At 55.6% G+C, this 13987-nt stretch carries 11 protein-coding genes; 7 read left to right on the top strand and 4 right to left on the bottom strand.

Translation table 11 applies throughout. The features are described from left to right. Window positions 1-92 precede the first annotated feature (92 nt). On the bottom strand, window positions 93-1346 hold the full coding sequence (locus QMF38_RS10240) for an ATP-binding protein (protein ID WP_281759474.1): 1254 nt from the start codon (window positions 1344-1346) through the stop codon (window positions 93-95). 20 nt (window positions 1347-1366) lie between these two features. Beyond that, entirely contained in the window at window positions 1367-2284 is a 918-nt protein-coding gene (locus QMF38_RS10235) for a ketopantoate reductase family protein (RefSeq protein WP_281759372.1), read from the bottom strand. Between the two features lie 190 nt (window positions 2285-2474). Here QMF38_RS10235 and QMF38_RS10230 point away from each other — a divergent pair, with 190 nt between their 5' ends. From QMF38_RS10230 to QMF38_RS10205, 6 genes are all read left to right on the top strand, one after another. Continuing rightward, window positions 2475-3359, top strand: coding sequence for a substrate-binding periplasmic protein (locus tag QMF38_RS10230; RefSeq protein ID WP_281759371.1), 885 nt, complete (start codon window positions 2475-2477; stop codon window positions 3357-3359). A gap of 57 nt (window positions 3360-3416) precedes the next feature. Further along, entirely contained in the window at window positions 3417-4070 is a 654-nt protein-coding gene (locus QMF38_RS10225) for an amino acid ABC transporter permease (protein WP_006445980.1), read from the top strand. Beyond that, entirely contained in the window at window positions 4070-4828 is a 759-nt protein-coding gene (locus QMF38_RS10220; protein WP_281759370.1) for an amino acid ABC transporter ATP-binding protein, read from the top strand. The genes QMF38_RS10225 and QMF38_RS10220 overlap by 1 nt, the downstream gene beginning before the upstream one ends. Before the next feature lie 89 nt (window positions 4829-4917). Next, window positions 4918-5055, top strand: coding sequence for a hypothetical protein (locus tag QMF38_RS10215; RefSeq protein ID WP_281759369.1), 138 nt, complete (start codon window positions 4918-4920; stop codon window positions 5053-5055). An 84-nt stretch (window positions 5056-5139) separates the two neighbouring features. Continuing rightward, on the top strand, window positions 5140-6144 hold the full coding sequence (locus tag QMF38_RS10210; protein ID WP_281759368.1) for an asparaginase: 1005 nt from the start codon (window positions 5140-5142) through the stop codon (window positions 6142-6144). Between the two features lie 132 nt (window positions 6145-6276). Beyond that, the gene (locus QMF38_RS10205) at window positions 6277-7377 is read left to right on the top strand and encodes a GGDEF domain-containing protein (protein ID WP_281759367.1); all 1101 of its coding nucleotides are present in this window, start codon (window positions 6277-6279) and stop codon (window positions 7375-7377) included. Between the two features lie 4 nt (window positions 7378-7381). On the opposite strand, the gene QMF38_RS10200 is transcribed toward QMF38_RS10205, so the two are convergent. Further along, window positions 7382-7552, bottom strand: coding sequence for a hypothetical protein (locus QMF38_RS10200; RefSeq protein ID WP_157057201.1), 171 nt, complete (start codon window positions 7550-7552; stop codon window positions 7382-7384). 242 nt (window positions 7553-7794) lie between these two features. Between QMF38_RS10200 and QMF38_RS10195 the strand changes: the two genes are divergently transcribed. Then, on the top strand, window positions 7795-11541 hold the full coding sequence (locus QMF38_RS10195; RefSeq protein WP_281759366.1) for a glycoside hydrolase family 13 protein: 3747 nt from the start codon (window positions 7795-7797) through the stop codon (window positions 11539-11541). A 69-nt stretch (window positions 11542-11610) separates the two neighbouring features. Here QMF38_RS10195 and QMF38_RS10190 read toward each other — a convergent pair whose 3' ends face one another. Further along, a complete protein-coding gene (locus QMF38_RS10190) occupies window positions 11611-13947 on the bottom strand; it encodes a glycoside hydrolase family 31 protein (RefSeq protein WP_281759365.1) in 2337 nt (778 codons plus the stop codon). Window positions 13948-13987 lie beyond the last annotated feature (40 nt).

Raw genomic sequence — 13987 nt, 5'->3', positions numbered from 1 at the left:
GATGGTGGAATTGCCAACGCGAGACACCGGCTCGCCTATGCAACAAAAAAACGTGCGGCCCTGAATAGAACCGCACGCTCACGCAATTTCATTTATCTTGATTCTTCGGGTGGCACTGGCAGTCGGATCACCACGGTCGTCCCTTTGCCGGGCTTGCTCGCGATTTCAAGCGACCCCTTGTGTTCTTCAAGAATGCGTCGGCAAATCAAAATGCCAAGTCCATTGCCGCTCGCCTTCGTCGAATAAAACGGACTGCCAATGCGCTCGAGTTGCTCAGATGTCATGCCTGGACCTTCATCGGTAAATTTGACGACCACTTGGCCATCGTGCCGAAACGCACGCACAAATAGACGCCCGCCCTGTTGCATCGCCTCAATCGCGTTTTTCATCACATTGATAAAAACGCGCTTTACTTGATTGGAGTCGCCTGTCGTCCATAAGGGTTCATCCCCGATTTGCCGGACGATCTCGACGCTATGCATGTTCGCTTGCGCATGCAACAGCGCGATCGACTCCTCCAAGCGTTTTCGGACGTCCAGTTGACCGTGCGTAATAGGCTGCGGCTTGCCGAACAACAGCATCTCTCCGACAACGGCCTGAATGGATTGAAGTTCAGACTCCATAATTTCGCAGTAACGTGCACGATCCTCAGGTGCCGCCTGTGGCATCAACTTCGTGAAGCCAATGAGCGCCGTCAACGGATTGCGGATTTCGTGTGCGACGCTCGCCGCCAATTGGCCCAAAGCGGACAGCTTTTCCGCGTCGTAAAGCATCTGTTGCGCTTGCGCCAGTTGACTTTCGGCACGCTTGCGCTCGGTGACGTCAAGATGCGCCGAAATGATGGCGGTCTGTCCGCGATAGCGAATGGTGCGCGCGAGCAACGCCGTGACAATCTCGCGACCGTCGAACGTGCGCATGCGCCGTTCAAGCAAAGGTTTGCTGGCTGTTCCAGTTCGCATGATCCATTCGATCTCGCGACGAACCTCATCGACATCATCTGGATGGATCACATCGAAAACCGGTTTGCCCAAGATTTGCTCAAAGGAAGCCGCACCGAGCATCCATATCGCTTCCCGATTGGCATACACCCAGCGGCCAGCGACGTGCACGAAGATAGGAAATGGCGCATCATCCAGAAACGTTCGATATTCCAATTCAAGTCGGCGCGCTTGTCGCGATAAGCTGTACGTACAAGCGGCGCCTATCGCGAGCATTCCGACAAACCGAAGCCAAACCGAGAACGCCGGCAATTGCTTGCCGTAAATGCTAGATAGAATATAGTTTGCTCCAAAATGCCACACGAGCGCGGCCACGATAAAATACAAGGTGTACACCGCCGGCGCCATGCGGTCCACGCGTAACCGTCTCACGGAGAAGCGGACGTGATTGCCCGAATTGCGTGATACAAAACCTCATTGACCGGCGTGGGTATGCCTAGCTGACGCCCAATCTGACATACCTTCCCGGCCAACTGTTCAACCTCGGTGCTTCTTTTGGCCTCGACATCTTGCAACATCGACGTTTTTCCGGTTGGTGCCATCGCATGTAGCACTTCATCAAAACGAGCGATATCATCTTCTGAAAGACCAATGCCAAGCTGTTGCGCGATGGCAATCACCTCGCGCATGGCCATCGCCATGACCGTATGCGCGTCTGTAGATTGCTGAAAAACCCCGTAGGGCGCTCGTAGAATCGCCGATGTTTGGTTAACGCCAACGTTCACCATAAATTTCCACCAAATAGTACGCAAAATATCCTCGGGAATTTCATAGCCAATACCTGCGCGCTCAAACAGTTCTCGCACACGCTCGACCGCTTCCGCTTGTTCTCCCGACGCATCTCCAAAGCTGATATAGCCCAGGTTGCTAAACGTCACATCTCTGCCGTTGCGAACGGCATCGATGGCGATGCAGACGGCATGCAGGATGGGATTGCGCGGGTAGGCAGCGCGGATGTCGTCTTCACTTGCAATACCGTTTAACAGAGACATGAAGATGGTATTGGGCCCGACTTGCCTGCGTATATCGTGCAGTGCCTGCTCCAAACCATCATATTTAACCGCAATCAAAATCAGATCAGCCGGTTCCACATCTGCATCCGGGAGTACATAAGGAAACGCGATTTCTTGGCCGTTAACCACAACAGGACGCTCGCAGTATCGACTTTTGCGTGTTTGGTCAACAACCACGCTCAACTCTGTCTCTGGAGCCACGAGCAGTCGACTGCCGTAAGCAGCTCCAACCGCCCCCAGTCCAATCAGCGAAACGCGGCGAATTCGCTCCATTCTCAACTCACCTTTCTCCATCTCTAGCATACGACATGGTGCAAGCCCAAACATCTACAGATTAGGATACATGCGTCCTGTCACCGCATGTTTTTCTGCATTCTGTGTCAGGATAATGTACGTGGACAATTGCATAAAACCGAAGTTTGTATTTATAATTTTGCAGACTAGAATTCATAGGGGTGAAAATGTGAAAAAATCCATCATGTCTTTAACCGGTGCAGCTGCCCTCGTCTGTGCGCTTGTCACAGGTTGTGGCACTGCAGCTTCGTCCAACAATACGGTCAGTTCCACGAATACAACTTCCAACACCGCAAATGCGGGTGCCGCATCCATCTCGGGGACCAAAACGTCGGCACTTGGCTTAAACGCTGTCGTCAATCCCAATGCCATGCCAAAGCCTGGACAGGTCGTGATTGCCGTCGACGATACCTATCCGCCGATGGAGTATACCGATCCAAGCAACCCGAACAAACTGATTGGTTTCGATATCGATCTCGGCGACGCCTTGGCCAAGTACTTGCACGAAAAGGTCGTCTGGAAGCCGACGTCCTTTGACGGTATCGTCGAAGGCCTGAAGGCAGGCAAATACGACATGGTCATCTCGACCTTAAACGATACGCCGCAGCGCGAAAAGCAAATCGACTTTGTCGACTACATGAGCTTCGGCCAAGTCATCGTCGTGAAAAAGGGACATGCAGGCAACATCAAGACCATTGCCGATTTGAAAGGAAAGAAAGTCGGCGTTGAAATTGGCACCACAAGTCAAGATGCCCTACAAAAAGAAGGTGGCATCGACGTCAAGGAGTACAACACCTTCCCAGACGCATTTCAGGACTTGGCTGATGGCCGGTTGGCTGCCTGTGTCGTCGATGAAGTTGTCGGTCGCTACTACGTGAATCTGCAGCCGAACAACTATCAAATTGCCGGTAAACCGTTCCTGTCCGAGCCTGTCGGCATCGGCATCAACAAAAAGAATGCCAGCCTCGACGCGAAGGTGAAAAAGGCCATTGCCCAAATGAAAAAGGACGGAACTTACAACAAGATCTATACGTACTGGTTTGGCGCTCAATAACGATAATCCATTCGCCCGCGTTCTGACGCGGGCGAGCGTTTGCTAAAGGAGTGTAGTATGAACTTCTTTCAATTCTTAGCGACGTACGCCGGGACATTTGCGCAAGGTGCGCTTGTCACGGTCGAGTTAACCCTTTGCGGTCTTATTATCGGTCTTATACTCGGCGTCCTGGTTTCGTTGATGAATTTGTCACACATCTGGCCATTTCGCTGGTTCGCCCGGCTCTACACCTGGGTTGTCCGCGGCACGCCACTTCTGGTTCAACTGTTCATCGTCTACTACGGCTTGCCACAAGTCGGGCTACAATTGACGCCATTTCTTTCGGCCATTATTGCGTTGGGACTGAACTCGGCAGGCTACGTCGCGGAAATTATTCGCGCTGGCATTCAGTCCATTGATCCCGGCCAAATGGAGGCCGCCGAATCACTCGGCATGCGTTATGGTCAGGCCATGCGCAGAATCATCTTCCCGCAGGCCTATCGCCGCTTACTACCGCCTATTGTCAATGAATTCGTCGCCTTGCTCAAAGACTCGTCGCTCGTCTCGACCATCTCGATGACCGAGCTCATGCGCATTGGACAAACGGTGAGTTCCTCCACCTTTCTACCCATGCAAAGCTACATCACGGCTGCTTTATTCTATCTGGCCATGACCAGTATTATCGTCTTCTTCTCAGGAAAACTCGAACGTTGGCTGGAGGTGCGCGGATAATGCCATCGGACGAATCAATCATCTTGCGCGGTCGCGCCGTGAGCAAGTCCTTCGGCCCGCTCGTTGTGCTTGACGGGATCGACATCGACGTGCGCCGAGGCGAAGTCGTCGCCATCATCGGCCCCAGTGGCTCCGGCAAATCGACGCTCTTGCGCTGCTTTAACGGCCTGGAGACGCCGACAAGCGGCAGCATCGAGGTGGCCGGTGAACCGCTTAGCCGCAACCGGCGTCAACTGGCCAAACAGCGCGAACATCTTGGCATGGTATTTCAGCGATTTCACCTGTTCCCGCACCTGACAGCTCTGCAAAATGTGATGGAAGGCCCGCTGACGGTCAAGAAAATGGATCGTCGCCAGGCCATGGACAGAGCCTACATGTTGCTTGAGAAGGTCGGTTTGCGCGACAAGGCCGACGCATACCCATCGAAATTGTCAGGAGGTCAACAGCAACGCGTCGCTATCGCGCGAGCCCTGGCGATGGAACCGGCCGTGATGCTGCTCGATGAACCGACCTCAGCGCTCGATCCCGAACTGGTTGGCGAGGTGTTACAGGTCATTCAAAGCTTGGCCAGCGAAGGCATGACAATGCTTCTGGTCACCCATGAAATGGCGTTTGCTCGCCACGTAGCGGATCGTGTCATTTTCATGGCAGACGGAAAAATCGTCGAAGAAGGCCCGCCAGATGCGTTGTTCGATCGGCCACAGTCGCCTCGCACACGACAATTTTTGCAAAACGTAGCTCGGCCCGCACAAATGTGACGGGCCGAACTTTTTATGAACTTCTGACGCCCAAACTCATATTTTTGCGCCTTCTGGGGTATCCCTTACAGAAAAAGGAGGTTTTGCAGATGGACGAGGATACCCCGAAATTCGTCATTGAGCAAACGGTACAGCGCGTGGAGGCGCGCGAACTTCCGTCAGACCCCCAGGTGGCGGGTAACCTCGCGGCCGCTGCCGAACGTCCTCGCGAGGAGGAAGAGGCATAGTCCCAAGGACTCTGCCTCCTTGCACCTCTCCTTGTGGTACACTCATCACATCTTCATTTTGCGCTCTACATGGAGAGGAACGTGATGAACATGTCCCACCTCGTTCGCGTAACCCGCGGTTCCATCGACGAAAGTTGGCATGACGCAGCCGTCGTCGTGACACATGCAGACGGTCGGCGTCTGGCGCACGCTGGCGAGATTGACTTCGTGACCTTCGCCCGCAGTTCATGCAAGCCCATTCAAGCCATCCCCACCGTCGAGGCAGGTGCGCTTGCCCGCTATGGCCTGGATTTGGCCGATCTCGCTCTATTCTGTGCTTCGCACAGCAGCGAGCATATCCATACGGATCGCGTGCAATCCATCCTCGACCGAATTGGTCTCGATGCTTCTCTGCTCGTCTGTGGACCGCATCCACCGCACAGCCACGAGACATACGAGGAGATCATCCGCAAGGGTGGAGAATTGACCGCTATACATAGCAACTGCTCGGGAAAACATGCCGGCATGCTCACCTATTGCGCAGCCACGGGATCTGATCCGGCAACGTACGCCGATGTTTCACATCCTTTACAACAAAAAATCCTGACAACGCTCGCCGAACTGGCCGAAGTCCCACAAAGCGACATCATCCTCGGCGTCGACGGCTGTGGCGTCCCTGTGCATGCCATACCGTTGCCCGCATGGGGGCGCGCCTTTGCAAAGTTTGTTCGCGATGGCGAAGCACACGGTCCGGCGATGCGCGAAATTCTTCAGGCCATGGGGAGCCACCCGGAGTTGGTGGGAGGCACGAAAGACCGCTTCGATACCGACTTGATGCGGGCGACTTCGGGACGCATCGTCGCCAAAGGGGGAGCCGAGGGATTCCTCATGATCATCGATACGGCGCAGCGTGCGTCCGTGGTCATCAAGGTGCGCGACGGCAACAGCCGGGCGATCCCGCCTATCGCGCTTCGCGTACTCCTCTCCCTCGACGCCCTTACGCCGACGGAACGCACCCAGTTGGCGCCATACGAGAGGCCCATCGTGCGCAACACGCAAGGACGCGAAGTCGGCGAAATCATCGCGGACTTTGAGCTCGTACGCGCATAATTCGCGCATCATCGGTTTCGCCACCTACAGCCGTGCCCTGTCGTCATGGCTGTAGGTGATTTGCTCAACCTTCCAACAGAAGCAGGAACTTGTCAATCGATGTCGAACATCGTTGCCTTGGTGGTGATACGCGTGGCACTGGATCGTGACGATCAGCAAATGCGTCGATGGGAACGCAAAATTGCGATTGGGTATCGCATGTTCATCGGGCTATACGCCCTTGCGGGTGCAGGTACCTTGCCCGTCGCGTGGCTGATCGCACGCGCCAGTTTTTTTTCATACGTGCAATCCCATCTGCTATACCCGCTTGTGTTGCTGGCTGTCGTGGAAGGCTGTGTGGAATGGAGCTTGCGTCGCCTGCGACGTGGTCGACAAACGCTCTTGATTGTCACAGGAGTCCTGCTGGCAGGCATTGCAATCTATTTCAATCCGCGGCTTCATGCAATCGAGTCGATTCTCTTACTGCCTGTTTTAGCTTCTGTCTTTTTTCTAAGCCCTAAGAAAGTATGGCTCGCAGGCATTCTTGCCATGCTCGCAGAGTGTATTCTGTACTGGCTCAATCCGTTTCATGGCCATGAGTCGGGCACCACGCCGTACGACTTGATCACATTTATTGTGGAGCTTGTCGGCGAAACCGTCGTCTGCCATGGCATTATTGCGCGCGGGGCGGAAATTTGGGAGGAACTGCGCAAGCGTGGCCGTTTGGAAACCGAGCTACTGGTGCGGCAAATCGTCTCCGAGAAGGATGCCAAGACGGATGCTCTAACGGGTTTGTACAATCGCAAGTCGTTTAACGAATATCTCGAATTTGCCCTGCGCATCAGTGCAGAGACGGATACGCCGTTGCATTTAGCCGTGATCGACATCGACAACTTCAAACAGGTCAACGACCGCCATGGCCATTTGGTGGGAGATGATATTCTTCGCCGCACCGCGCGAGCCGTTGAAGAACACCTGGCGGCCGGAGATTTTCTTGCTCGCTATGGCGGCGAAGAATTTGCACTCATCATCCCCGAAATGAGCCATGAAGAGGCGGTCGCCCATGTGGAGAAAATCCGCGAGTACATCGCGAACATTCATCATGCAGAACTGACTACGCAGCACGCGACTGTAAGCATCGGACTGAGCACGTATGTGCCGGGCGAAGATAGCCAGACCCTGTTTCAGCGCGCTGATCAATGTCTTTACCAAGCCAAAAAGTCTGGGAAGAACCGAACCATTGCACACCCCTGACAGCTCAGTCTTGCAAAGGTCCAAATTCAATTTCGCTCCATTCCTCGGTCTCACCCGAATCCCACTCGATGACCAGCGTCCTTAATAGACAAGCTGGGTTTGTGATAATACCAACAACTTGGCCCGACTCGTCGCGCTCCGGATGCTTGACGGTATCACCAACGCACTTTCGCATCATACGTCCCCCCAACTTCTTTACGCCTGTAAACCTGACCGCCACATATGTGCTGCCATACCATCATACGCATCAACAAAAGGGGTTGTAAGCACTTTCAACTCTATGCTATCTTCATGAATGATGCAATGTTCATATGCGTCAGCCAGTTGTGCAAACGATTGCACAAACAGACTACTCTCTTCACACCATTGCACACCCGCATTGACGCTTGTGACAAAACGACACAAAGGGGGATTTTTGTGGGCCAAATCAGAAAAACGGCCGTCGCGACGCTCATCGCCCTGTCCGCGGCTCTGCCAACAGCCGGTTCCGTAAAGCCAGTGTTCGCCGATGCAAACGATTCGACACCGTCCATCCAAATTACTTCGGGAAACGACGCGAGAGCTGGCGTGGCGAGTGACACCCTCACCGTCGCCGTGAGTGGTATGGACATTGTCGGAACCACCCCAGACGTCACCTTGGCAGGCGCAGACGGCTCGACGCGCAATCTCACCACCGATACGACCGTCGCCGACAATTCGACACTGCATGTCGAATTGCCCATGGGGGACAGTGGTTTAGGTGCGGGCACGTATACCCTGACGGTCTCTGCTGGTGGCGCCAGCGCATCCGCGACGCTCACCATTGAGCCGTATACCAGCGCAAGCACCATTCAGTGGGACGGTATCTACACGGACGATTCTGCAACCTACGTCTCCATCCCCAATCCAAGCCCGGGGCAAAACGTCACCATTCGCCTTCGCGCCTACAGCGGCAATTTGACCAAAGTCGTACTGAAGGCGTACGACACTGCACAGAGCAAATCGTTTGACGTCGAGATGACGCCGACGTCGACGTTTGGCCCTTATCAGCTGTGGTCGGCGACTGTGCCGGCGTCGAATGGAGGTACTATCTATTATCGGTTTGACCTGTATGACGGCAATGACTTCGCTTGTCTTTCCGGCGATGGCCTGCACACAAGCGACGACACGAATCAAAACTTTCCCCTCCCTGTAGGCGCTGTGACGCTGTCCACAACCGACGCAAATCCAGGAGACACGGTGACGGCCTCCGATCCCGTAGGGGATTTCTCGGGCAGCGGCCAGAGCCAAACGACCGTCAACTTCCTCGACCAGAGCGGGAACGTCGTCGCAACGACGACCGGATCAAACGCAAGTTGGTCGAGTGTCGATTTCACAGTGCCAAAAGATGTCCCCAACGGACTCTACACGGTCGATCTCGATACCACCGCCAAAGACGCGGATGGTGTGACAAACGTCTCGCTGGATCGGCAGGTGCCACTTTTGGTCGGCCCGGAACCAGCCTGGATGCAGAGCTTTTACCACGACTCGTACAGTTCGTTTTATCGCAGTCCGTTTGGTGCTGTGGCCACCGGCACACCCGTGACCCTGCGCCTGCGTGGACCTGTAGATTTAAAATCGGCGCTCCTTCGGCTATGGGGTGCAAACGGAAGCGAGTCTGAACTCGACTTGCCGATGCAGCCACTCGCGATGTCCGCGACGGAGATCGAACAGGCAACCGGCACGCCCGATGCCACACAATACAGTTGGTGGACCGTGACCATCCCCGCCTCCGATGTGACCACCGCGGGAACAATGTGGTATCAGTTCGCAGGACAACTGGCAAGTGGCCAAACCGTGTACTATGACGACAACGGAAACCAGCTGGAGGGCCCTGGCCAACCCAGTTTTTCTGCCAGCGGGCCCAGCTATCAGTTATCTGTCTACAACCAAGGATTTACGACACCCGACTGGTTGAAACACGCGGTCATCTACGAGATTATGCCGGATCGATTCTACAACGGCGACATAGCGAACGACGAAAATCCAAAGACGCAAAAGGGTATCTACACAGATGCCGCTGGTCAGGAAACGCTGGGCCCTATTCAATTTCATCAAGATTGGAATAGTCAACCGTACGATCCGAATATCCCGGCTTCCAGCGATCCAGCCATCCAGGCTCTGCGTGGCAACGGTCAGTGGAACATCGACTTTTTCGGGGGCGACCTGAAGGGAATTCAGGATAAGCTGGATTATCTGAAAAGCCTTGGCGTCAATACCCTTTATCTCATGCCTGTGTTTGAGGCCGAGTCCAATCATAAATACGATACGGCCGATTACATGAAGATCGATCCGGGGTTTGGCACCGCTCAGGACTGGCTGAACCTCGCAAAGGCTGCCCATGCAGACGGATTTCACATCCTCCTGGACGGTGTGTTTGAAGACACCGGATCGGACAGCGTGTATTTCAACAAATTCGGCAACATGGGCAGCCTTGGCGCCTGGCAAGCTTATGTGCAGAATCAACCGAATCTCTCGCCCTACTATAGCTGGTACGAGTGGACCAACAACCCAGCGAATCCGTACAACGGCTGGTGGAACAACGACACGTTGCCGCAGACAGATACGAATAACCCTTCATTCCAGCAATTTATTTACGGCGGCAAAGACGCCGTCGCGAAGCATTGGTTGGCGCTTGGCGCCGATGGCTGGCGCCTCGATTCGGCGGACAACAGCAACTATAACGTCACATGGTGGAGCAATTTCCGCAACGCCGTAAAATCGATTGATCCTAACGCCGCAATCGTCGGGGAAATATGGAACAACGCGACAAACGACAACGGCACGGACTGGCTCACCGGATCGACCTTCGACAGCGTGATGAATTACTCATTTCGCAACGCCGTGATCGACTTTTTCCGTGGAACGTACAACGACGGAAGCGTCCAACATCACGCGGTCGACGCAGCGGGATTCAACCAGGAACTGATGCGCCTGTACAGCGAGTATCCTTTGCAGTCGTTCTACGCGATGATGAACCTCGTCGACTCCCAAGATACGATGCGGATTTTGACGGTTCTCGAAAACGCGCCCGAGCCAGGCTCCATGAGCGCCTTGCAACAGGCCACCTATCAACCCACGGCAACCGATCAGCAACTGGGTATCAAGCGCCTGGAGCTCGTGTCTGACCTGCAGTTTGGCTTCCCGGGCGATCCGACCATCTGGTATGGTGACGAAGCAGGCGTTTCGGGTTACAGTGATCCGTTGTCTCGTGACACGTACCCATGGGGCCATGAAAATGAGACTCTGCTCAACCACTATCGCTTGCTTGGCGCGATTCGCGCGGCCAACCCTGTGCTGCAAACCGGCACGTTTACGCCCGTGTACGCCCAGGGCGAGGTCTATGCGTTCGCACGCACCATCCAAGGCGGCCAGGACGTATTTGGCAAGCCCGCAGCCGACGCGTCGGCGATTGTGGCACTGAACAACCAAGACCAAGCGCAAACCGTGAGCCTTCCGGTTGCGGGCGTGATCGCCAATGGGACGAAACTTCTGGACGAACTCAACGACCAGTGGTACACCGTGGAGAATGGGGCTGTGCAACTGACGTTGGCGCCATACGAAGGCGCTATTCTGGTCACGCCCACAGCGAATCCTGTCGCATACCTGCAGACAATCAATGGGCAAACCTCGATTGCCTGGACGCCGGTGGCTGGGGCGAACGGATACATGTTGCTCCGACGCCAAGGCGATGTATGGGTACCCGTGGGTCGCCCGCTTTCGACGAACACGCTGTCTGCGCCGGTAACCCAAGGTGCAACCGCCGTCGACTATGCGGTTGTGGCCCTGCCACCCGTGGCACCAGGTGTCGGCCTTAGCTTTGGCCAAGCGCTACAGGCGGTTACGGTGCCGGCAGCATCGCTCAGCCAGCCCCAAGTGCAAGCGGATGTACAGCAGAGCGGGATCAGCCTGCGCATCACACCGGTGCCAAACGCGACACAATATGTCGTCTATGTACAACAGCCCGATGGATCTTATCAGGCCGTCGCAACTATGGCGGCACATGGCGATGTCCACCTCAGGTTGCCTGTGGCGCCTGGAACACAGTCCATATCCGTGCGCGTCGCGGCGCAAAATGAAGACGGCCAGGCTGTGACCGATCCGATGGTGATTACGATAAAGCCATCCGCCAAAGCACAGCGCTAAGCCACACAACAAACAGGGCGTAACCTGGCGGCTACCCGCCGGGTTACGCCCTGTTGTCTTGTCCTCCTATCATGCCAATCTGTTCAGGCTGACCTCGAAAGACGAGCCGCGGCCGATGGCTTCAGAAACCGTCCCATCGCGCCAGTGCATACGAATCAGGCACTCCTCGTCCGCCTGCCCATAACCATCGTGGGTCGCATTCGCTCGCACGAGCACGTGGTCTGGGTGAAATTCCGCAGTGAGTTTGCGATCCCGATAGCGCCCCTCGCGATAGGCAAACGTCAACCCGTCGTCCTCATAAAGGCGCCCTTCCCCAACTTCGCCCGCCTTACCCTCGTATATTTCCAAGGCCAGTTGACCGGGGCGATTGCTTTCGCCGAGATCGACCGGAATGATGGACCCTGCTCGGACAAAAAGCGGTAATGTGGCAAGCGGCGCATCGACCAAGACGTGCCGCCCCCCATCGAGGTGTTCACCCGTCCAGTAGTTCACCCACGTTCCCGCTGGCAGATAGACGGCTCGACAGCGCAAATCCGGACGACACACGGGCGCGACGAGGATGTCGCATCCGACAAGAAATTGATCGTCAAGGTTGTAGGTCGCGGGATCGTCAGGATATTCGAGCACCAGCGGTCGCATGATGGGAACGCCTGTTTCACTTGCCTCCCGGAACAACGTGTACTGGTATGGCAAGAGTCGATAGCGAAGGCGAATATACTTGCGCACGATGTGCTCAATGTCTTCGCCAAACGACCAGGGCTCCTGACGCAGCGTCTCCAGCGCGCTGTGGTTGCGGAAAAACGGGAAGAACGCGCCCATCTGGGTCCACCTTGCCAGCAGTTCTCCGGTCGTATGATGCGCGAATCCCCCGACGTCCGGGCCGCCAAACGCAATACCGGACATGCCCATGTTTAAGACCATCGGGATGGCCATCGCCATGTGTTCCCAGAAGCTGCGATTGTCTCCGGTCCACACTGCCGCATACCGCTGTACGCCACTGTACCCCGCCCGTGTCAGAAGAAAGGGGCGCTCGCCGCCGAGTTTTTCGGCGAGTCCTTCGTATGTCGCTTTCGACATCAGCATGCCATACAAATTGTGCAATTCCCTGTGTGTGCGTGGGTGACCGTTGTTGCGGTGCATCACCCCGATATCCATCGTCTTCGTCTCGTTGAAGACGGCCGGCTCATTCATATCGTTCCAGATGCCGCGAATGCCTCGTTGCAGGTAGAAGTCGTGTAGATCCGCCCACCAGCGCCCGACGCGATCGTCCGTAAAATCGGGAAAGGCGCTCGGCCCCGGCCACACATCGCCAATAAAGATGTCGCCTTCGACCGACTTACAAAACACGTCGTTGGCGATCCCGTCGCGATACACGTGATATTCTGGGTCTCGCTTAACCCCCGGATCGACAATCGTCACGACGTTAATGCCCATGTCCCGCAGTTCGTCGCACATCTGTTGCGGGTTCGGAAACCGATTTCGATCAAACGTAAACACGCGGTAGCCGTCCATATAGTGAATGTCGAGATAAATGGCATCAAGCGGGATCTCCTTGTCTTGAAACGTATGCGCCAATGCCAATACTTCGTCCTGCGTCTCGTAACTGTACCTGGACTGGTGGTAGCCCATAGCCCAACGCGGTGGCAACTGCATGCGCCCCGTCAACCGGGTGTATGCCGAGATCACGTCTTTAAGCGTCGGCCCTGCAAACAGATAGCAATCAAAGCCGCCCGTCGCGGCCGACACCTCGTAAGCAGGAAAGCGCGATCGAAAATCGAACTTCGTCTTGCCTGGATTGTCGAGGAACAGGCCCGACGCAACGCCTGCATCAAAGCGAATGACGAACGGAATGGAGACGTACAAGGTCTCCATTTCTGGAACATGCGGGGCATACACGTCCGAATTCCACATCGTGTAGGCCTCGTGACGCTTATCAAGGCCCCCTGCTTCCTCCCCGAGCCCGTAAAAACGCGTGGCCGGCGCCGCTTGCAACACGGCACCCACGCCGCCTGTGGCCGGTGAAAACAGCTGCATCCCCGCCGCAGCCAAGCTGCCCCTGCTATCGGTGACGTCAAACTTGCCAAGTTGCCGGTCAATCCTTACCGTCCACGACTCAAGGCGAAGTGTGACCTCCGCATCCGTCTCCTCGACGGCACACCTGTCTGCCCTAGGCTGCACTGCATCCGGCAGCACCGCGACGGTGGAAGCCGGAATATGTCCACTGTCGTCACACAATACCAAACGCAGGATGTCGTTTGAGATGGCCTGTAATGCCAATTTGCGCTGTCCAAGCGTCAGCGTGACACCCCAGTCATGCGCCTGCCATCCCTCCAAAGGTGCAAGTGCTCGCTCTGCGAGCACCGGTTGTTTCACTCGATCCGGTTTGATCGATTCACTTGTCTGCATGTCTGCACCTCGTCTCTAGCATTCACTCCGTGTCGGGCGT

This window comes from Alicyclobacillus hesperidum subsp. aegles, from assembly GCF_027923525.1.
Lineage (GTDB): Bacteria > Bacillota > Bacilli > Alicyclobacillales > Alicyclobacillaceae > Alicyclobacillus > Alicyclobacillus aegles.
The sequence above is the reverse complement of the archived record's forward strand: the minus strand, read 5'-3'. Positions and strand labels throughout refer to the sequence as shown.